The sequence below is a fragment of the Mesorhizobium sp. USDA 4775 genome, from assembly GCF_054062655.1.
The window spans coordinates 2,693,002-2,712,603 of sequence record NZ_JBSSFM010000001.1 but is presented as its reverse complement, the minus strand read 5'-3'; the positions used below and the strand labels follow the sequence as shown (position 1 = coordinate 2,712,603).

Genomic DNA, 19,602 nt, shown 5'->3' with positions numbered 1-19,602 from the left:
TCGTTCTCCTCTCATTGTTATGGTCAGGCTGGATTGCGGCGCGTGGCACCGAGCCCGCGATGGCGCAAGATCTCGGCGGTGCCGGCGATAATGAAGGATGTGGCCAGGATCACCGTCCCCAGCGCCATGACGGTCGGCAACGAGCGGGGGAAGCGCAGCTGGCTCCAGATATAGAGCGGCAGGGTCGGCTCGGTGCCGGCAAGGAAGAAGACGACGATGAATTCGTCGAAGGAGATCAGGAAGGCCAGCATGAAGGCCGACAGCACGGCGGGCAGGCTGAGCGGCAGCATGACCCGCCGGAACGTCGTCCAGTCGGAGGCGCCGAGGTCGAGCGCCGCCTCGCGAACCGTCCTGGGGATGGCGGCGAAACGGCTGCGCATGACGACGACGGTCGTGGGCAAAGCCACCAGTATGTGGCCGAGCACGATGGCGATGCGCGACGGCCCAAGGCCGATGAGGTTGATCAGGATCAGCAACGATATGCCAACGATGACGCCGGGGATCAGGATCGGCAGGCGGGCTATGGCGCTTATGGTGGCGGCAAGCGGCGAGCGGCCGTAAAGGTCCATATAGGAAACGGTGATGCCGCACAGTGTTGCACCGGAAGCGGCGACAGTGGCGATGACGAGGCTGTTCACGAGCGCGCCCGACAGCGCCGGATTGCCGTAGAGCGTCTCGTACCATTGCAGCGTGAACCCCTGGAGCGGAAACGCCGCCTGGATGGAATCGTTGAAGGAAAACAGCGGGATCAGCAGGACCGGCAGATATAGGAACACCAGATAGGCAAGCACGTAGAGGCCGAGCCAGCGGCCATCCCGATTCGTCCCGGCCCGGTCCACTCTCATGTGCGGCTGCCAAATCTGCGGTCGGCGTTGCGCGCGACCAGCACCACGACGAGGATGACCAGCATGACGCAGACCGAAAGGGCGGCGCCGAACGGCCAGTCATTGGCCTTGCCGAACTGCGACTGGATCAGCGTGCCGATCATGGTGCTGGCCGGGCCGCCGACCATGGCCGGCGTGACATAGTCGCCGACTGTCGGCACGAAGACGACGAGCGCGGCCGCCAGCACGCCCGGCATCGAATTCGGCAGCACGACGCGGCGGAAAGCGGTGAACGGCCGCGCGCCGAGGTCGGAGGCAGCCTCGAGCAGCGATTTCGGGATGGTGTCCAGCGCCACGTAGATCGGCAGGATGGCGAAGGGCGCATAGGCGTGAGCCAGCGTGACGACCACAGCGGCTGGCGTGTTGAGAAATGCCAGTGTCGGCTCCGACCAGATGCCGCTTTCGATCAGCGCCGAGTTCAGGACGCCATTGTAGGCGAGTACGATCTTCCAGGCGAAGACGCGCAGGAGATAGCTGGTCCAGAACGGCAGCGTCACCAGGAACAACAGCAGGCCGCGCCGGCGCCCGGCATGGAAGGCAAGATAGTAGGCGACGGGATAGGCGGTGGCGACGGTTGCCAGCGTCACCAGGCCGGCGATGACCAACGAGCGCAGCGTCACCGTCCAGTAGAGCGGATCGGTGGCCACGGTGACGAAATTATCGACGGTCAGCCCAACGCCGAGGAGCGAGCCGTCATTGCCGCGAAAGGCAAGGAACAGCACCAGGCCAAGCGCGAACAGGATCAGCAGGAAAGTGACCAGCGCCCCTGGCAACAGCATGGCGAGCCGGAAGCCCGATGAAGACCGGGCCTTTGGCGCTTGTGCTGCAACTAAGGCCGACATCGACCAGCTCACCAAATTTGAAATTGGCTAACAATTTTTCATATTCGTGAAACTGTCAAGCAGAATCCGGCTTTCCTGAATTGGTCGTCATCAACGCTCCGGCGACTGCCGGAACGCTGCGCTTTGCCCGGATTGGTCGAAAAGCCGTAGCCGACCTGGTAAGCCTGCCGTTCTCGGCCGCGTCAGTAGGTAATCTCACCGAACCGTTTGGCTGGTGTGCCTCGAACGCCTGCGCGCACAGCGAACAACCCGCCCTCCTGCGGGTTTGCCTGCAAATGCCTCTCGCTCATGGTAAACCGTGCCGAAGTGACGAAGAGGATATCGAAATTCTCGCCGCCGAAGGTACAGCTTGTGGGCCAGCTGCAGGGCAGGTCCACCACCTTGTCCAGAACCCCGTCAGGTGAAATGCGAACCAGGCAGCCGCCCCCCGCAACGCGACAATTCCAGACATAGCCCTCCGCATCCATGCACGACCCATCCGGCAGGCCGCGTGGAAAGTCCGAGAAGAAAGGGCGCCTGTCGGTTATTCGCGACCGCACCCTGTCCCAGTGATAGCGAAAGATCTGGTTCTTGGTAGTGTCCGCCGTGATGAAGGTATCATTCGCTGTCCAGACCATCGTGTTGGTGATGCCGAAGCGATCGGCGCTGAGCGCCTCGACGATGCCGGCCGTGTCGACGCGATAGATCCGCCCCGCATCTCGCCAAATATCGCGTGGACGATCGTCGGCATCGATGTTGTTTTCCATGGTGCCGACCCAGAATGAGCCATCCGGGGCGACAATGCCCTCATTCAACCGTGTGTCAGGACTGTCCGGTTCGATCGTCGCGATCGTCCTGAAGGCTTTTCCAAAATCCCACAGAGCCACATCCTTTCGCAGCCCGACGATCGCGCCACCGTCCTTACGCAGGCCAATCGAGGTTGCGAGGTCCGGCGTCGGCCAACTCCGATGATCGCGAGTACCCGGATCGAGCTGGTGAATGCGTCGCCCGATGATATCCACCCAGATCAGTGTCTTCCTGTTCTCGTCCCAGAGCAGGCTCTCGCCGACGATATCCTGGGCATCGAACACGAAGCCTGGCTGTTTCTCTCCGCTATCCACTACCCTTTTCCCTTCCCAACTGTCGCGTAGTCAACCGCTATTGACAGACAAGATTTCACAAAGATATACCCATTTCAAGAAAACATGTCATACAGGTTTTGGGCAAATGGTAAGCGATCGCGGCATAGGGCCTGACGAGACAAATCCCGGGCTGGTGAGTGCCGCAATTCAGGCCATCACCCAGCACATCCGCGTTGAAGGCCTTGGCCCTGGCGACCTCTTGCCCAGTGAAGCTGACATGACCCGCAGGCTCAGTGTCTCGCGGACGGTGGTGCGGGAGGCGTTTCGGTCGCTGTCGGCGATGCGCCTCATCGACATGAGCGCCGGCCGGCGCGCCAGCGTTGCCAAGCTCGACATTGGTGCCATGTCGATGGTGATCGAGCACGGCGTCACGACCGAACAGATCAGCGTCCAGCAGGTTTATGATGTGCGCCGCACCATCGAAATGCGCACGGTGGCGCTCGCCGCACTCCGGCGGACCGACGCGGAGGCGGCTGAAATACAGAAATGCGCGCGGCTGATGCGCGAGAATTACCGTGCGCCCGAGATCGTCATGGAACACGACATCGCATTCCATGAGGCGATCGCGCGGGCCTCTCACAACCCGGTGTTTTCGTTGATCATCAACGCCTTCAGCGGCGTCACGCGACGCACCTGGGTGATCGGCTGGCGTACGCGTGTAACCGAGGAAGAGCAGATCAAGATGATCGAGGGGCACGCGGATATTGCTCGGGCGATCATCGCGGGGAACCCGCAACTTGCCGCCGAACATATGGCCGCGCATTTCGACAAAAGCGTCAAGGCATTGATCGACGCGGGGATCGCATGAAAATCCGCTCGCTTGAGACCATTCGTATCGAAGAGCGGCCCAATCTGCTCTGGATCGAGGTGCATACCGACGAAGGCATTACCGGCCTTGGCGAAACTTTTTTCTTGGCCCGCACGGTCGAGGAATATGTCCATGAATATGTCGCGCCACGCGTAATCGGCCGCGATCCACTGCAGATCGATCTGCTTTCCGCGGACCTGGTTGGCTATCTCGGTTTCCGCTCAAGCGGGGTCGAAGTCCGCGGCAATTCCGCCTTCGACATCGCGCTCTGGGATATTTTCGGCAAGGCCATGAACCAGCCGATCGCGCAACTTCTGGGAGGCTTTTCGCGCCGGTCCATCCGTACCTACAACACCTGCGCCGGCACCGAATACATCAAGGACGGCAAGGGACAGACCACCGCGAATTATGGTCTGGGCACAAGGCAAGGATACGACGACCTGAACGGGTTTCTCCACCGCGCCGACGAATTGGCGGCGGAGCTGCTTGAGGACGGCATCACGGCCATGAAGATCTGGCCTTTCGACCATGCCGCCGAGAAAAGCCGGGGGCAAGACATCACCGCCGGCGACCTCAAAGCCGCGCTGCAGCCCTTCGAAAAGATCCGCAAAGCGGTTGGTGACAAGATCGACATCATGGTCGAGTTCCACTCCATGTGGCAGCTCTTGCCGGCGATCAAGATCGCCAAGGCGCTCGGGCCTTATGGCACGTACTGGCATGAGGATCCCATCCGCATGGATAGCCTCGCCGATCTCAAGCGCTACGAGGCCGCGAGCCCGGCACCGATCTCGGCGTCGGAAACCCTGGGCAGTCGCTGGGCATTCCGCGACCTTCTGGAGACCGGCGCCGCAGGCATCGTCATGCTGGACATTTCCTGGTGCGGCGGGCTTTCCGAAGCACGCAAGATCGCCGCAATGGCGGAGGCCTGGCATTTGCCGGTCGCGCCGCATGACTGCACCGGGCCAGTGGTCCTGGCGGCATCCACGCATTTATCCCTCAACGCGCCCAACGCGCTCGTACAGGAGAGTGTGCGGGCATTTTACAGGACCTGGTACCGCGACCTCGTGACCGCGCTACCGGAAGTCAAGGACGGCATGATCACCGTGCCGCCTGGCCCAGGCCTCGGGCTGGAACTCAATCCCGACCTCGGTCGGGCCTACACCGTCCATCGCCGCGTCTCCGACAAGACGGACATCTGAAGAACACTCAACGGGAGGAATAGAAATGAAACGACTGACTGCAACGCTTTTGCTCGCCACGACGCTGCTTGCCGGGCCTTCCGTCGCCAGTGCCGACGGGCTCAACATCGTCTTTACACACCATTCGTCGGCCTCGAACACCTTCTGGCAGGCGGTGAAAAAGGGCTTTGACGATGCCTGCGGCAAGGTCGAGGCCAAGTGCAACATGATTTTCACCCAGACCGAAGGCTCGGTCGAGCAACAACTCGCCAACATGCGCGCCGCACTTGCCGCCAAGCCGGATGCCCTGCTGACCTCGATTGTCGACAACAAGGCGTTCGACGACGTCATCAAGGAGGCGCGAGATGCCGGTGTGTTGGTGATTGCCGTCAATGTCGATGACACCGAAGGCGCCAAGGGCAATGCGCGGCAGGCCTTCATAGGGCAAGGTTTCAAGCCGGCGGGCTATTCGCTCGGCAAGGCGATTTCCGAGAGCTTCCCGAAAGAGGGGCCAATCAAGGTTCTGGTCGGCATTTCCGCACCCGGCCAGAACTGGTCCGAAAGCCGTGGCGCAGGCGTGATGCAGTTCCTGGAAGAGTACAAGGCGGCCCATCCCGACCGCCAGGTCTCATGGGAGCGGATCGACAGCGGAACGGACCTCGCGATTACATCCGATCGTGTCGGCGCCTATCTCAATGCGCATCCCGACACCACAGCCTATTTCGACACCGGCTTCTGGTGCGCGGGCGTTGCGCGATCGCTGCAGGACCGCGGCGTCGCGCCGGGCAAGGTACTCCTTGGCGGTTTCGATCTGGTGCCGGAAGTTCTGCAGCAGATGCAGAAGGGCTACGTACAGGCTTTGGTGGACCAACAGCCCTATATGCAGGGCTTCATGCCCGTCATGGAAACCTACTTGAACAAGAAGGTAGGTCTGGCCCCCTCCGACATCGATACGGGTCAAGGCATCGTGCGCCCGGATCAGGCCGACGCGATCATGACGCTTTCCTCGCAAGGTCTGCGTTAAGCCCACGCGCGCCATGTGTTCGCCCGGCAGTGCTCGCACCGCCGGGTGGGTCCCTTGCCTCGAATTCCTGGAGCCTGCCTTGAAACGCCTCTTCAAGACCTATCTGGAAAAGCCGGAACTGGCGGGACTGATCCTGCTGGTGCTTCTGGTAGTGATTTTCGAGATCCGCTCGAATGGCGTGTTCCTCAACCAGGATAACCTTCGCGGCATACTCGGCATTCTGCCGGAAACGGGCCTCGTCGCCATCGGCGTCACGATCTTGATGATCAGCGGCGAATTCGACCTGTCGGTCGGATCGGTGTTCGCCCTGATGCCGATGTGCATGGCGGTCCTCATGGTCGAAGGGGTGCCTTTCCCACTTGCCTTGCTGGCCGGGCTTATCGTTTGCGCGGTGATCGGATTTATCAACGGCTATGTGACGATCTGGTTCGAGATCCCGAGCTTCATCACCACGCTCGGCATGCTTTTCATCGCCCGGTCGCTGACGATCGTCGTCTCGGGCGGGTTTCCACCCTTGCTTCCCGCCGATCTTCCGAACTGGCTGTTCACCTCGTTCGTCGGCCCCGGCAACATGTTCCGCATGTCGTTCCTGTGGTTTGCGGGAATTGCCCTTTTAACGTCACTGATGCTTTCCAGAACCAATTTCGGCAATTGGATAAAGGCCACCGGCGGCTTCCACCCGGCTGCCGCCTCGATGGGCATCCCGACAGCGAGAGTAAAACTCGCATGCTTCGTGCTTTGCTCGATGCTGTCGGGTTTCGCCGGCATGTTGCAAGTGCTGAGGCTGGGCTCTCCTTTGCCTTCCATTGGCGAAGGCCTGGAACTCCAGGCGGTGGCCTCGGCGGTCATCGGCGGCGCTTCGCTCGCAGGCGGGCATCGGTACGGTCGCTGGCGGCATCATCGGCACGATCCTCATCCGCATCATCGACAATGGGCTGGTGCTCTCCAATGTCGACGCGAACTGGTTCAAATTCGCGATCGGCTTCCTGACCATTTTCGCCGTCGTAGCCAATGCCTGGATGCGCAAGCGTGCCAAGGCGATCAAGATGGAGGGCTGAGCCATGGAAGACGCAATCATCTCCGTCCGCAATCTTCACAAATGGTATTCCGGCGTCCATGCGTTGAAGGGCGTGAGCCTCGACCTGAAGCGAGGCGAGGCACTTGGGTTGGTCGGCGACAACGGTGCCGGCAAATCGACGCTCATCAACATTCTGTCGGGCGTCCATACCGCCGACGAGGGCGAGATCCTGGTCGAAGGCAGACCGGTGCGGATCGCCAGGCCGCGCGACGCGATGAACCTCGGCATCGAGACCATCTACCAGTACAATTCGATGGTTCCCACCATGTCGATCGCCAGGAACCTGTTTATCGGCCGCGAACCGACGCTGTTTTCCGTATTCGGCGTCGGCATACTGGATCAAAAGAAGATGGGCAGCGAAAGCATCAAGGCGATCGCCAATGTCGACCTGCATCTGCGCTCGCCCGACGCACTGGTCGGTGAACTGTCAGGCGGCCAGCGGCAGGGCGTCGCCATCGCGAGGGCCATGCATTTCAAGTCGAAGGTGATGATCCTCGACGAGCCGACCAATCACCTTTCGGTCAAGGAGACCAGCAAGGTCATCGGCTTTGTACGTGGATTGAAGGCACAAGGGGTGACCGGCGTTTTCATCAGCCACAACATGCATCACGTTTTTGATTGCTGTGATCGCGTGGTGGCGATGGCGCGCGGCGAGGTCGTTCTCGACAAACGCATCGAGGAAACCTCCATCGATGAAGTTCACAACGTGCTTTGAGGGGCGGGAACGGTGATGACGAACCTTTCCGGTAAAGTTGTGCTCCTGACCGGCGGTCTGGGTTCGCTCGGCCGCGCCCAGGCTGCCGCGCTTGCCCGCGCTGGCGCGCGCGTGCTTCTGCTTGACCGGCCCGAGAATGCAGAAGGGCCCGGAATCGCAGCGGAATTGGCGGCGGCGAACAAGGGTACGATCGTCTATGTCGGTTGCGACTTGAACCAGTTGGCCGAAGCCGAGACAGCGGTCAAGGCGCTAGCCGACGAAGAAGGCACGATCGACATTCTGATCAACAACGCGGCGCTCATCATCAACCGTCCGTTCGAGGAATTCTCACTTGGCGAGTACGAGGACCAGATCCGTGTGAATTCGTCAGCCGCCTTCGCGCTGGCGCGCGCCTGCGCGCCTGGCATGAAGAAGAAAGGCCAGGGCAGGATCGTCAACTTCTGCTCGGTGACGCTGAACGGTCGCTGGGACGGCTACGTGCCCTACGTGGCTTCGAAGGGAGCCATGCTGGGACTCACCAAGTCGCTGGCGCGGGAATTGGGACCACACGGCATCACCGTGAACGCGGTGTCGCCAGGCGCCGTCGTTTCCGAGGCAGAGGAGCGCGTCTTCGGAGAACGGCTCGAGGAATACAATGACTGGATCCTTGCCAACCAATGCCTGAAGCGACGCATCGAGCCGCAGCATATCGCCGATCTCGTGCTGTTCCTCGTCTCCCCGGCATCGGACATGATCAGCGGTCAGAACATCAACATCGATGGCGGATGGTAGCCATGGCTGCTTTTCAATGAGCAATGGCGATGAGATCGAACTTGCCGATGGGCGTGCGAGCGTCGTGGTGCGCCCCCGCGAGGGCGCTGCCATCCTGCGCTACGACGCGCTCCGCACCGGCCGAGCACCGACGCCTGTGCTTGAGCCATCGAGGGGTCTGCTGAAGTTCGGGTCCCAACTGCTGATCCCTTGGTCAAACCGCATTTCCGGCGGCGGCTTCGAGTTTGACGGGCGCTTCCATGCGATAGAGCCCAATGTCAACGGCGAGCCGTTCCCACTCCACGGCGACGCATTTCAAAGGCCGTGGCGGTTGACGAGGCGAACCGGCACTGAAATGGAGCTGGCTCTGGAGGATGGGGCGATCGGACCCTACCGCTACCATGCGAGCGTCCGCTATGCATTGGAGGATGGCGCGCTGTCCGCCGTGCTGGCTGTCGAGAACCGAGCCGCCATACGCCTGCCCTACGGGCTAGGCTTCCACCCCTGGTTTCCGCGCCGCCCGCGCACTCTGCTCCAAGCATCGGCGCGCAGTGTCTGGTTGGAGGACGAGCGACACCTGCCGACGGGGGTGGTGCCGCTGGCCTCCCGGCCGGACTGGGATTTTTCGCAAGCCGCGCCGCTTCCCGACGCCTGGGTCAACAATGCCTTCGAAGGCTGGAACGGGCACGCCTCGATCATCCAGCCGGATGACGCTATCGCCGTCACGATCGAGGCGTCGCCCTCGCTGAATGTCTTCGTCCTCTATTCGCCGGCACGAAACGCTGATTTCTTCTGCTTCGAACCCGTTTCACATGTGGTGGATGCTCATCACGGCAGCGGCCTGACCACGCTGGAAAAAGGCGGATCGACAAGCGCGCATTTGCGGTTACGTTGGGATGAGCTGTAGCGCCACATCGGAAGTCGCGACGCAGTGCAGTGACATCGTGACAAAGGCCATTTTCGTTGATCGCCTGTCGCTTGGCACATGCTGCTTCAGGGCGTGTCGGCTTGAAGAGGCCATGCGCACCTCATAACATCGAACCATCCTGCGTAACGACGAGAGTGCAATGACAAACATGACGTTTCTGCCTGACGATGGCGTCTTTCTCGGCCGCGCTCGATCGGCTGATGTGCCTCACCCACTCGTGGTCACGGCGCGTGACGACACCGTCTTCGATATCACCTCGATCGCAGCGCCGACCGTGCGGGACATCTGCGAAATGGCCGATCCGGCAGGTCATGTGCGCTCGGCCAAGGGCAAGCCGATCGGCTCGCTCGACGACATCGCAGCAAACAGTTTTCAAGCCAGACGCGATCCGACAAAGCCCCATCTCCTCTCCCCGGTCGACCTGCAGGCGGTCAAGGCGTCGGGCGTGACCTTCGTCGTCAGCCTGCTCGAGCGGGTGATCGAGGAACAGGCGCGCGGCTCGGCGGAAAAGGCCGACGCCATCCGCGCCGACATTGCCGGGCTGATCGGCCACGACCTTTCGAAGCTCAAACCCGGTTCGCCGGAAGCCATGGAGATCAAGGCCAAGCTGATCGCGCGCGGCGCCTGGTCGCAATATCTGGAAGTCGGTATCGGTCCCGACGCCGAGATCTTCACCAAGTGCCAGCCGATGGCCTCGGTCGGCTTCGGCGCCGATGTCGGCCTGCACCCGGTGTCGACCTGGAACAATCCGGAGCCGGAGATCGCCATGATCGCCGCCTCGAGCGGCAGGATCGTCGGCGCCACCATCGGCAACGACGTCAATCTGCGCGACGTCGAAGGGCGCTCCGCGCTGCTGCTCGGCAAGGCCAAGGACAACAACGCTTCGGCGTCGCTTGGACCCTTCATCCGACTGTTCGACGACACCTTCTCGATCGACGACGTGAAGCGCGCCGTGGTGCGCCTCAAGGTCGAGGGCGAGGATGGCTTCTCGCTGGAGGGCGCAAGCTCGATGGCCGAGATCAGCCGTTCGCCCGAAGAACTGGTAGCCGCCGCCATGGGGCCGCATCACCAGTATCCGGACGGGCTGGCGCTCTATCTCGGCACCATGTTCGTGCCGTCGAAAGACCGCGGCGAAAAGGGCAAGGGGTTTACCCACAAGGTCGGCGACATCGTCACCATCTCGTCGGAAAAGTTCGGCGCGCTGGTCAACCGGGTGCGGCTGTCGCCCGATTGCCCGCACTGGACCTACGGCGCCAGCCATCTCATGCGCGACCTGGCAAAGGCCGATCTGATCTAAGAACCTGCCCACAACGCCATGACCTTGCTTGGCGTGGATGCCATCTGGGCCGCCTTCACCACCGGTGCTCTGGTCGTGCTTGGCTTGGCGATCGACCGGCTGATCCGGCCGTGGCGCTACTGGCACGCCGGACACAGCGGGGACAATCCGCTCGGCTGAGCCTCGCCGCCAATCATCATCCGGCCGCCCGGAAAAATCACCCCGACTGATGCAATCTGATGGGACCGTTGATGGCGCCGCGTCAGGCGCCAACTACATCTGCAGATGGAGGCTTGCCATCCGTCGAAAAAGGGAATGCTCTGAGGCATCCGAGCGGCGCTGGCAAAAGACGCAATCCGGCCGACGCCGGAACAAGAGACGGATCATCTTCAACCGGGAGGAAATCAAATGCTGACAAGACTGAGACTTGTGCTCTACGGCCTGCTGGTCGCGCTGACGGTCGTTCCGGCAGCGGCGCAGGCCAAGACCTTCTACTGGATTTCGCACGGCGGCCCGGCCGACCCGGTCTGGACCTACTTCCTGGCCGGCGCCAAGCAATGGGCCAAGGACACCGGCAACACCGTCAACACCTCGTTTCACAATGGCGACGTCGCTTCCCAGCAGGAAGAAGCGGTTCGCGCCGCCCTCTCGGCCAAGGCCGACGGCATCGTCACCACCAGCCCCGATCCGGGCAGCCTCGTCGAGATCGTCAAGGAAGCCCGCGCGGCCAACATCCCTATCATCAACTTCAACACGCCTGATCCAAAAGCCAATTTCAATGCCTATGTCGGCGGCGACAACGTCACCTTCGGCAAGCATTGGGCGCAATATCTGGTCGACAAGGGCCTGGTGAAGAAGGGCGACTTCGTCTGGATGCCCGTCGAGATCCCCGGCGCCACCTATGGCGTCCAGGAAGAGGAAGGCATCAAGAGCGTGTTCGGACCGCTCGGCATCACCTACGAAGTGACCGAAGCAACGCTCGACCAGGCCGAAGTGATCAACCGCATGGTCGACTACCTCACCGCCCACAAGGGCAAGGTCAACGCCATCATCGGTCTCGGCGACCTCGTCACCGGCTCGATCAAGCGGGTGTTCGACCAGGTCGGCGTCAAGCCGGGCGAAATCCCCGTTGTCGGCTGGGGCAACTCGCTCGACACCACGCAGGAAGTGCTGAACGGCTACGTCAATGCCGGCCAGTGGCAGGACCCGCAGGCGACCAGCTATGTCGCGCTGTCGCTCGCCAACATGGCGGCGTCAGGCATTCCTCCGGGCTTCAACGTCATCACCGGCGCGCTCTATGAGAAGGACACCGCCGGCATCTACGACAAGATACTGTCCGGCAAATAAACCGCGATCCCTGGCGCCGTGTCCGTCTGGCTCGCGGCGCCAGATATCTTCTTGCGTCGCGACAATCCATCCGAGGCGGTGGAGATCGCGGCCCGTTCCAAACCATGTCGCGGGTTCCCAGTGGAAAATCATTCGCTTGTCCAACGCCTGATTGCGCGGCCTGAATTCGGTCCCTTCGTGCTGCTCATCGTCGAGATCGGCGTTTTCTGGGGCTTCAATCACGACTTCCTGTCGCCGCAGAACATCTCCAACACCCTGGCCTTCACCGTCGAGCTCGGCCTGATCGCGCTGGCGATGACCTTGCTGATGACGTCAGGCGAATTCGACCTGTCCGTCGGATCCCTGTTCGGCTTCTCGCCCGTGCTGATGTGGACGCTGTTCAACAGCGGCGTCACCTCGCTGGAAATGGGCTTCGTTGCCGCGCTGGTGGTTGCCGCCCTGATCGGCCTGGTCAATGGCTGGTTCGTCACGCAACTCAAGATCCCGTCCTTCCTGGTCACGCTCGGCATGCTGCTCGTGGTGCGCGGCAGTGCGCTTTTCATCACCGACGGTTTTCCGCAGCGCACCTGGAGCGCCGAGGGCAGCTGGCTGGCAGAGGCGCTGGTCGGCGACTTCTTCATCGGGCCGTTCCGCATCTACATGTCGCTGTTCTGGTTCATCGCCGCGGCGATCGCGCTCGGCTATGTGCTGACGCAAAGCCGGACCGGAAACTGGATCCAGGCGGCGGGCGGCAATCCCAACGCCGCGCGCGCCCGCGGCGTCAATGTCAACCGCGTCAAGATCGGCCTGTTCGTGCTGTCGTCGCTCATGGCCTCGCTGGCCGGCGTCATCTCCTCGCTGCGAACTTCCGCCGCCAATCCCAATAGCGGCACCGGCTACGAACTCGAAGTCATCGCCATGGTGGTGATCGGCGGCACGGCGCTGACCGGCGGACGCGGGACCATCATCGGCACCGTGCTCGGCATCCTGATCCTGCGCGTGATGCGCAACGGCATCGTGCTGATCGGCGTGCCCGGTCTTGCCTACAATATCTTCATCGGCGCGATCATCCTTGGCATGATGGCGCTCCACTCATGGCTGGAACGCCGGCACCAGGCAGGGACTTGAACCATGGCCGAGCCACTGATCCGCATGCAGAACATCCGCAAGTCCTACGGCCGCGTGCAGGCGCTCGAGGACGCCAATTTCCATGTCAACGAGCGCGAGATCGTCGGCCTGCTCGGCGACAATGGCGCCGGTAAGTCGACGCTGATCAAGGTCTTGTCGGGCGCGGTGCCGCTGACCAGCGGCGACATCTTCATCCGCGGCAAGAAGGTCACCTTGCGCAGCACCAGCGACGCCATCGCACAGGGCATCGAAACGATCTACCAGGACTCGGCGCTGGTCACGCAACTGTCGATCGCCCGCAATTTGTTTCTCGGGCGCGAGCCGATCAAGCCGCCGCGTTTCCTCAACCGCATGGACCAGGAGGCGATGAACACCGTCGCCCGCGACCTGCTCAAACAGGTCGGCATTTCGAAGAACATTCCGCCGACGACGCCGATCGGCTCGCTCTCCGGCGGCGAACGCCAGGCGGTGGCGATCGCGCGCGCCATGCATTTCGACAGCGACCTCATCATCCTCGACGAGCCGACCAACAATCTCGGCGTCGCCGAGACACAAGGCGTGCTGAGCTTCGTGCGCAACGCTCGCGATTCCGGCCATTCCTGCATCTTCATCGCGCATAACATCCATCATGTCTTCCAGGTGGTCGACCGCATCGTCGTCATGCGCCGGGGCAAGGTGGTCGCCGACGACATCGACCCGAAGGAGACAACCGTGACGGAAGTCGAACGGATCATCACCGGCATGTCGGACAAGGAAATTCGCGAAGCCATCGCCGACGGCAAGCCGCCGCACTGAGGGCGGAAGCCGCCTTGTCGAAACAGCCCAACGCGCATCGCGGTGATGGATGTCGATCACCCGTCCCTCGGATCGCATCGGCTGCGAAATTGCTTGTCTGGCGCACGATCGCATCGGCGCATAGGGTTGCGGCATGAAGGCCACCGTCTCCGACATCGCCAGGAATTGCGGACTCTCGACCGCGACGGTCGACAGGGTGCTCAACAACCGGCCGGGCGCCAGCGCCGCCAACCGGCAGCGCGTCATGGAAGCCGCCAAGCAGCTCGGCTATCTGCCGGTCGCCGACCAGGTTACGCTTCCCTCCAAGCCCGCAAACCTTGAATTCTTCCTGCCGATCGGCGGCAACGCCTTCATGCAGGATCTGGCAAGGCACATCGAGGACTATGCATCGCGCCTGCCGCTGGTCGCTTCGTGCCGGATCCACAACCTCGCCGGCATCTCGCCGAACGCACTGCAGAGCGCCGTAGAAAATCTGTCGCTGAGGGCCAATGGCGTCGGTGTCATCGCCATCGACCATCCGCGAACCCGCAACATCCTGCGCGACATTGTCGAGGCCGGCATCCGCCTGGTGACGCTGGTGTCCGATATTCCTGCCGCTCCCCGCTCGGCCTATATCGGCATCGACAACCGGGTGGCGGGCCGAACGGCGGCACTTCTGATGGGCCGCTTCCTCGGCGGCCGCGAGGGCCATCTGGCGATGGTCGTCGGTTCGCGCTCCTATCGCGGCCATGAGGAGCGTGAAATGGGCTTTCGCTCAGTGCTCGGCGAAGAGTTTCCCAACCTCACCGTAACCAGTGCCGTCGAGATCAACGACGAACCGGATGCCAGCTACGCCGAAACCATGAAGGCGCTGCACAACGAACCGGAACTGCTCGGCATCTATTGCGTCGGGGCCGGACGCTCCGGCGTTGCGAAAGCCATCCGGGAAGCCAGGCCCAACCGCAAGCCGGTGTTCATCTGCCACGACCTGACGCGGGAAACCCGCGGCTATCTCGTCGACGACCTCGTCGACGTCGTCATCGACCAGAACGCCAGGCTGATCGCCGAACAGTCGGTTATCCGCCTGCTCGGCTCCATCGCCTCATCGGCGCCCTATCTCACCCGGAAATTCATCGAGCCGCGCCTGATTTTCAGGGAAAACGTGCCGGTGCAATAAGGCCGGCGCCTCGGAAAAGCCGGTTTCTTGGATTTGTCTGATAATTGATACGGCAAATCTGCACAGCTGCTATGCACAATTCATTGTTGCCGAATCATTGGGCAACTCGTAAGTTCTGGTTGTCGGCCATCTACTCCTCCCAGATGCGATGCCGACGATGAATGGGGTGCACCTCCTCCCGCGCCACATTCGAAATCGAGCCCGCTGCCACCTCCTCCCGGCAGCGGGCTTTTTTCATTCAGCATCGGAAATTCCTTCCACGCCAAAGGGCGCCAAGCATCGCCTCGATCATACGCCGGCAAATCGCCAACAGTCGCGGCGGATTTCAACCGGCGGCGGTGCCCCGGAAGGAAACGATCAACCCTTCGGCCATGCGCACGAACTGCGTGCTCGGACCTTCGGCGCCCACGGTCTGCACGCTGACACGGGCGCCTTCGAACAGCAGCGACAGCGTATCGGCAAGCAGTTCGGCCTGACCGATGCCCGCACCCCGGCATAGCGTCACAAGGCGTTCGCGCTGGGCTTCCTTGAGTTCCTTGATCACCAGCCTCGCCGGATGGTCTGGCTCGGTCAGCTCAGCGGCGGCATTGGCCATGTCGCAGCCGCGGCCGTCGGTATTGAGCATGGCAGCCGCCTTGCCAACCCAGGCATGCAACTGCGCGAGCTTGTCGCCGGGAAACTCGGCCTCGAAAGCGTCCCACATGGCGCCGGCCTTGGCCGCGTTGGCGCGCAGGCACTCGACGATCAGTTCGTCCTTGGATTCGAAGTGACGATAGAGCGTCATCTTGTTCGTGCCGGCAGCTTCGGTGATGGCGTCGACGCCGACGCCCTTGATGCCGTGCTTGTGGAACATGTCGCGTGCCGTCTCCAGAATCCGATCCCGGGGACGAGAGCGCTCCACGACGCCGTCTGTCATCATGATCTCCTTTCGTTTCCAAAAAACCCTCGGCCACCTCTTGACTAGGGTGTTACCGGTCTGTAACTTCCAGAATGTTACTTACTGGTAACACCTATGTCGCCCGCCGTCAATAACAAGGCCGTGAACTGGTCCTGCCAGATGAGACGGACGAGAAACTGCCAATCATGCGGCTCCGGCCGGTGAGGAAATGAAAAACGGTTCGCGAGCATGGGCTGCGAATCGACAGACAAGGAGCCGGCCAATGCCACAGCGCCGCGATCTTACCATAGATGAGGCCGTCCGGGATCCGATGATCCGGCTGGTCATGAAGGCAGATGGGGTCGACCCCCGCGCCCTCGAGAAGATGCTTCGCTCGCTTGCCGATGGGCAGCGTCGCGAGGTGCCGTTGCTGCGTTCACGGGAAGTCTCCCGTGACGGGCACGGCCAGTTATCCAGAGTTGCCAGCGCCTTCGGGCGGGCAAGAGCAGCCGGCGAGGCATGTGTGTCGTGGTAAACTTCTTCATTCACCGTCCGATCTTCGCCTCGGCGATCGCCATCATCATGGTGCTCGCCGGGACGATTTGTTATTTCCTGCTGCCGGTCTCGCAGTTTCCAGACATCACGCCGCCCCAGGTCGTGGTCAGCGCCCACTATCCGGGCGCCAGCGCGCAAGTCGTGGCCGACACGGTGACGACGCCGCTGGAGCAGCAGATCAACGGCGTGCAGGGCATGACCTACATGTCGTCGACGAGCTCCAATGACGGCTCCTCGACCATCACCATCACCTTCGATGTCGGCTACTCCCTGAGCACCGCCGCCGTCGACGTCCAGAACCGCGTCTCGCAGGCGGCCTCGTCGCTGCCGGCGATCGTCAACCAGGGCGGCGTGACGATCAAGAAGCAGAACCCGAACTTCGTGCTCATCGTCAACCTCACCTCGCCCGACAAGTCGGTCGATCCGGTGGCGCTGTCGAACCTCGCCTACCTGCAGGTTGTCGATCCACTGAAGCGGCTGCAAGGCGTCGGCGATGTGCAGATTTTCGGCGAGCGGCGCTATTCGATGCGCGTCTGGCTCGATCCGGACAAGCTTGCCAATCTCGGCATCACCGCCGTCGACGTGCAGAATGCCATCTCCGAGCAGAACGTCCAGGTGGCGGCCGGCAAGATCGGCCAGTCGCCGGCGCCCGCCGGCACCGCCTTCGAGATGCAGGTCAACGCTGTCGGCCGCCTGAGCGACCCGAAGGAATTCGGCGACATCGTGGTGCGCGCCAACACCGACACCGGCTCGCTGGTGCGGCTGCGCGACGTCGCGCGCATCGAACTCGGCGCGCTGCAATATTCGTCCTCGGCCTTCTTCGGCAAGGACCCGACCGTGGTGCTCGCGGTCTACCAGATGCCCGGTTCCAACGCGCTCGACCTTCAGCAGCGCGTCAAGGACAAGATGCAGGAACTGTCGGCGCGTTTCCCGAAGGGCGTGTCCTACGCCATGCACTACGACACGACGCGCTTCGTCTCGGCGTCGATGCATGACGTGCTGATCACGCTCGGCGAAGCGCTGGTGCTGGTCGTCGCGGTGGTGTTCATCTTCCTGCAGAGCTGGCGCACGACCATCATCCCGACCATCGCCATTCCGGTGTCGCTGGTGGCGACACTGGTCGTCATGGAGATGCTGGGCTTCTCGCTCAACATGCTCTCCCTGCTCGGCATGGTGCTGGCGATCGGCCTTGTCGTCGACGACGCCATCGTCGTGGTCGAGAATGTTGAACGACAACTCGAGGCCGGGCTGAAACCATTGGCGGCGACGAAGGCCGCCATGGCCGAAGTCACCGGTCCGATCATCGCCACCACCGCCGTGCTGATGGCCGTGTTCGTGCCGGTCGCCTTCATTCCGGGCGTCTCGGGTCGGCTCTACAACCAATTCGCGCTGACGGTGGCGATTTCGGTTGGCATCTCGGCTTTCAATTCGCTGACGCTGAGCCCCGCGCTCAGTGCCGCTTTCCTGCGCCATAGGCATGGGCCACAGTTCTTCCTGTTCCGCTGGTTCAACACCGGCTTCGACAAGCTGTCGCATGCCTACGCCCATGGCGTGCGCTTCCTCATCCGCCTGCGCTGGATCATGCTTGGCCTGTTTGCGGCCGGGCTGGTCGCCACCTATTTCGTCTGGCAGAAGCTGCCCTCGACCTTCCTTCCGGTCGAGGACCAGGGCTATTTCTTCGTCGTCATCCAGTTGCCCGACGGTGCCTCGCTCGAGCGCACCGACGCGGTGGCCCAGAAGGCGCGCGACATCCTGCAGGCGACGCCCGGTGTCGACATTGTCGGCTCGATCAGCGGCCTGAACTTCCTGACCAGTGCGGCGCAGTCGAACTCGGCGGTCGAGTTCGCCATCCTCAAGCCATGGGAAGAGCGTGGCCCCGACCAGAGCGCGTCGAAGCTCGTCGCCGACGTGCGCGGCAAGCTGATGCAGATTCCGGAAGCTTTCGCGCTTTCCTTCGATCCGCCTTCGATCCCGGGCATCGGCACGACCGGCGGCTTCGAATTCGTCGTCGAGGACCTCACCGGTCGCGGCAGCACCGCCCTTAACGACGCGACGCAAGCCGTGATCGCCGAGGCGCGCAAGCAGCCGGAAATCAATCCGCAGCAGCTGTTCTCGCCGTTCTCGACCTCGACGCCGCAATTCAACTACGACCTCGACCGCAGCAAGGCCAAGCTTCTCGGCCTCAACCTGCCCGATGTCTTCAACACGCTGCAGATCTATCTCGGCTCGCTCTACGTGAACGACTTCAACCTGTTCGGCCGCACCTTCCGGGTGACCATCCAGGCCGACAAGGATGCACGTGCGGGCGCCGCCGACATATCGAGGCTCTATGTGCGCAATGCCTCGGGCGGCATGGTGCCGCTCTCGACGCTGGGCAAGCTGGTGCCGTTCGTCGGGCCGGAAACCGTGCCGCACTACAACAACAACGCCTCGGCCTCGATCAATGGCGGTGCCGCGCCGGGCTTCTCCTCGGGCCAGGCTGTCGCTGCCATGGAACGGGCGGCTGCCACCGCGCTCCCCAGGGATTTCGGTTTCGAATGGACCGGCATCACCTTCCAGGAACTCAAGGCGGGATCGATCGCGTCCGTCGTCTTCGGCCTCGCCATCGTCTTCGTCTTCCTGATCCTGGCGGCGCAGTATGAGAGCTGGGCGATGCCGTTCATGGTGCTGCTGGCGGTGCCATTGGCCTTGTTCGGCGCCTTCGCGGCCCTGTCGGTGCGCGGCATGCAGATCGACGTCTACTCGCAGATCGGCTTCGTCATGCTGATCGGCCTGGCGGCCAAGAACGCGATTCTGATTGTCGAGTTCGCCAGGCGGCGGCGCGAGGAGGGCCTCAGCATCGTCGAGGCGGCGATGGAAGCCGCGCGGCTGAGGCTGCGGCCGATCCTGATGACGGCCTTCGCCTTCATCCTTGGCGTGCTGCCACTGATGTTCGCCACCGGCGCCGGTGCCGCAAGCCGCCAGTCGATCGGCACCACGGTGTTTGGCGGCATGGTCGCCGCGACCATCCTGTCGCTGGTGTTCGTGCCGGTCTTCTACGCGGTCATCGAACAGTTGCGGGAGCGCCGCGAAAGCGGCGAACCCGCCTCCAAGCATACTGAACCAACTGCCGAACCCGCCTTCCCTCCCCTGGCGGAAGCGGCCGAATAAGATTGGAGAAA

Annotated in this window: 17 protein-coding genes and 1 pseudogene; 14 read left to right on the top strand and 4 right to left on the bottom strand. The window is 62.4% G+C overall.

The window, feature by feature from the left end; genetic code table 11:
* Positions 1-23: 23 nt before the first annotated feature.
* The 3 genes from ACVILI_RS12925 to ACVILI_RS12915 all read right to left on the bottom strand — a co-directional run bounded on the left by ACVILI_RS12925 (position 24) and on the right by ACVILI_RS12915 (position 2,826).
* Entirely contained in the window at positions 24-845 is an 822-nt protein-coding gene (locus ACVILI_RS12925) for an ABC transporter permease (protein WP_038645317.1), read from the bottom strand.
* The gene (locus ACVILI_RS12920) at positions 842-1,726 is read right to left on the bottom strand and encodes an ABC transporter permease (protein ID WP_027046602.1); all 885 of its coding nucleotides are present in this window, start codon (positions 1,724-1,726) and stop codon (positions 842-844) included. The genes ACVILI_RS12925 and ACVILI_RS12920 overlap by 4 nt, the downstream gene beginning before the upstream one ends.
* Positions 1,727-1,908: 182 nt before the next feature.
* A complete protein-coding gene (locus ACVILI_RS12915; protein WP_038645315.1) occupies positions 1,909-2,826 on the bottom strand; it encodes an SMP-30/gluconolactonase/LRE family protein in 918 nt (305 codons plus the stop codon).
* Positions 2,827-2,932: 106 nt separating this feature from the next.
* Between ACVILI_RS12915 and ACVILI_RS12910 the strand changes: the two genes are divergently transcribed.
* The 13 genes and pseudogenes from ACVILI_RS12910 to ACVILI_RS12850 all read left to right on the top strand — a co-directional run bounded on the left by ACVILI_RS12910 (position 2,933) and on the right by ACVILI_RS12850 (position 15,009).
* Complete coding sequence (locus ACVILI_RS12910; RefSeq protein ID WP_051726751.1) at positions 2,933-3,655, top strand: FadR/GntR family transcriptional regulator; 723 nt, start codon at positions 2,933-2,935, stop codon at positions 3,653-3,655.
* Entirely contained in the window at positions 3,652-4,854 is a 1,203-nt protein-coding gene (locus ACVILI_RS12905) for a mandelate racemase/muconate lactonizing enzyme family protein (protein WP_019856901.1), read from the top strand. The genes ACVILI_RS12910 and ACVILI_RS12905 overlap by 4 nt, the downstream gene beginning before the upstream one ends.
* 25 nt (positions 4,855-4,879) lie before the next feature.
* Positions 4,880-5,857, top strand: coding sequence for a sugar ABC transporter substrate-binding protein (locus tag ACVILI_RS12900; RefSeq protein ID WP_019856900.1), 978 nt, complete (start codon positions 4,880-4,882; stop codon positions 5,855-5,857).
* 79 nt (positions 5,858-5,936) lie between these two features.
* A pseudogene (locus ACVILI_RS12895) lies at positions 5,937-6,915 on the top strand (ABC transporter permease).
* A gap of 3 nt (positions 6,916-6,918) precedes the next feature.
* On the top strand, positions 6,919-7,650 hold the full coding sequence (locus tag ACVILI_RS12890; RefSeq protein ID WP_010914799.1) for an ATP-binding cassette domain-containing protein: 732 nt from the start codon (positions 6,919-6,921) through the stop codon (positions 7,648-7,650).
* A 15-nt stretch (positions 7,651-7,665) separates the two neighbouring features.
* On the top strand, positions 7,666-8,421 hold the full coding sequence (locus ACVILI_RS12885) for an SDR family oxidoreductase (RefSeq protein WP_019856897.1): 756 nt from the start codon (positions 7,666-7,668) through the stop codon (positions 8,419-8,421).
* A 16-nt stretch (positions 8,422-8,437) separates the two neighbouring features.
* On the top strand, positions 8,438-9,307 hold the full coding sequence (locus ACVILI_RS12880) for an aldose 1-epimerase (protein ID WP_240564783.1): 870 nt from the start codon (positions 8,438-8,440) through the stop codon (positions 9,305-9,307).
* 160 nt (positions 9,308-9,467) lie between these two features.
* Positions 9,468-10,625 carry a fumarylacetoacetate hydrolase family protein gene (locus ACVILI_RS12875; protein WP_038645310.1) on the top strand — a complete coding sequence of 386 codons (1,158 nt, stop codon included), beginning with the start codon at positions 9,468-9,470 and terminating at the stop codon, positions 10,623-10,625.
* Between the two features lie 18 nt (positions 10,626-10,643).
* A complete protein-coding gene (locus ACVILI_RS12870; protein WP_240564784.1) occupies positions 10,644-10,784 on the top strand; it encodes a hypothetical protein in 141 nt (46 codons plus the stop codon).
* A gap of 228 nt (positions 10,785-11,012) precedes the next feature.
* Positions 11,013-11,951, top strand: a complete 939-nt coding sequence (locus tag ACVILI_RS12865) for a substrate-binding domain-containing protein (protein ID WP_457102461.1) — start codon at positions 11,013-11,015, stop codon at positions 11,949-11,951.
* Positions 11,952-12,071: 120 nt separating this feature from the next.
* A complete protein-coding gene (locus tag ACVILI_RS12860; protein ID WP_020628799.1) occupies positions 12,072-13,058 on the top strand; it encodes an ABC transporter permease in 987 nt (328 codons plus the stop codon).
* Positions 13,059-13,061: 3 nt separating this feature from the next.
* Complete coding sequence (locus ACVILI_RS12855) at positions 13,062-13,853, top strand: ATP-binding cassette domain-containing protein (protein WP_038645305.1); 792 nt, start codon at positions 13,062-13,064, stop codon at positions 13,851-13,853.
* 133 nt (positions 13,854-13,986) lie between these two features.
* On the top strand, positions 13,987-15,009 hold the full coding sequence (locus ACVILI_RS12850; protein WP_038645303.1) for a LacI family DNA-binding transcriptional regulator: 1,023 nt from the start codon (positions 13,987-13,989) through the stop codon (positions 15,007-15,009).
* A gap of 325 nt (positions 15,010-15,334) precedes the next feature.
* Here ACVILI_RS12850 and ACVILI_RS12845 read toward each other — a convergent pair whose 3' ends face one another.
* A complete protein-coding gene (locus tag ACVILI_RS12845) occupies positions 15,335-15,925 on the bottom strand; it encodes a TetR/AcrR family transcriptional regulator (RefSeq protein WP_027046599.1) in 591 nt (196 codons plus the stop codon).
* 480 nt (positions 15,926-16,405) lie between these two features.
* Here ACVILI_RS12845 and ACVILI_RS12840 point away from each other — a divergent pair, with 480 nt between their 5' ends.
* Entirely contained in the window at positions 16,406-19,591 is a 3,186-nt protein-coding gene (locus tag ACVILI_RS12840; RefSeq protein WP_171880399.1) for an efflux RND transporter permease subunit, read from the top strand.
* The last annotated feature ends 11 nt before the right edge of the window (positions 19,592-19,602 follow it).

What these genes read in the sequence shown, in the direction of transcription:
- ACVILI_RS12925 (WP_038645317.1), bottom strand. Translation starts at nt 845, where the DNA reads ATGAGAGTGGACCGGGCCGGGACGAATCGGGATGGCCGCTGGCTCGGC.
- ACVILI_RS12850 (WP_038645303.1), top strand. Translation starts at nt 13,987, where the DNA reads ATGAAGGCCACCGTCTCCGACATCGCCAGGAATTGCGGACTCTCGACC.
- ACVILI_RS12920 (WP_027046602.1), bottom strand. Translation starts at nt 1,726, where the DNA reads ATGTCGGCCTTAGTTGCAGCACAAGCGCCAAAGGCCCGGTCTTCATCG.
- ACVILI_RS12905 (WP_019856901.1), top strand. Translation starts at nt 3,652, where the DNA reads ATGAAAATCCGCTCGCTTGAGACCATTCGTATCGAAGAGCGGCCCAAT.
- ACVILI_RS12910 (WP_051726751.1), top strand. Translation starts at nt 2,933, where the DNA reads ATGGTAAGCGATCGCGGCATAGGGCCTGACGAGACAAATCCCGGGCTG.
- ACVILI_RS12890 (WP_010914799.1), top strand. Translation starts at nt 6,919, where the DNA reads ATGGAAGACGCAATCATCTCCGTCCGCAATCTTCACAAATGGTATTCC.
- ACVILI_RS12880 (WP_240564783.1), top strand. Translation starts at nt 8,438, where the DNA reads ATGAGCAATGGCGATGAGATCGAACTTGCCGATGGGCGTGCGAGCGTC.
- ACVILI_RS12865 (WP_457102461.1), top strand. Translation starts at nt 11,013, where the DNA reads ATGCTGACAAGACTGAGACTTGTGCTCTACGGCCTGCTGGTCGCGCTG.
- ACVILI_RS12900 (WP_019856900.1), top strand. Translation starts at nt 4,880, where the DNA reads ATGAAACGACTGACTGCAACGCTTTTGCTCGCCACGACGCTGCTTGCC.
- ACVILI_RS12855 (WP_038645305.1), top strand. Translation starts at nt 13,062, where the DNA reads ATGGCCGAGCCACTGATCCGCATGCAGAACATCCGCAAGTCCTACGGC.
- ACVILI_RS12840 (WP_171880399.1), top strand. Translation starts at nt 16,406, where the DNA reads ATGTGTGTCGTGGTAAACTTCTTCATTCACCGTCCGATCTTCGCCTCG.
- ACVILI_RS12875 (WP_038645310.1), top strand. Translation starts at nt 9,468, where the DNA reads ATGACAAACATGACGTTTCTGCCTGACGATGGCGTCTTTCTCGGCCGC.
- ACVILI_RS12845 (WP_027046599.1), bottom strand. Translation starts at nt 15,925, where the DNA reads ATGACAGACGGCGTCGTGGAGCGCTCTCGTCCCCGGGATCGGATTCTG.
- ACVILI_RS12870 (WP_240564784.1), top strand. Translation starts at nt 10,644, where the DNA reads ATGACCTTGCTTGGCGTGGATGCCATCTGGGCCGCCTTCACCACCGGT.
- ACVILI_RS12885 (WP_019856897.1), top strand. Translation starts at nt 7,666, where the DNA reads ATGACGAACCTTTCCGGTAAAGTTGTGCTCCTGACCGGCGGTCTGGGT.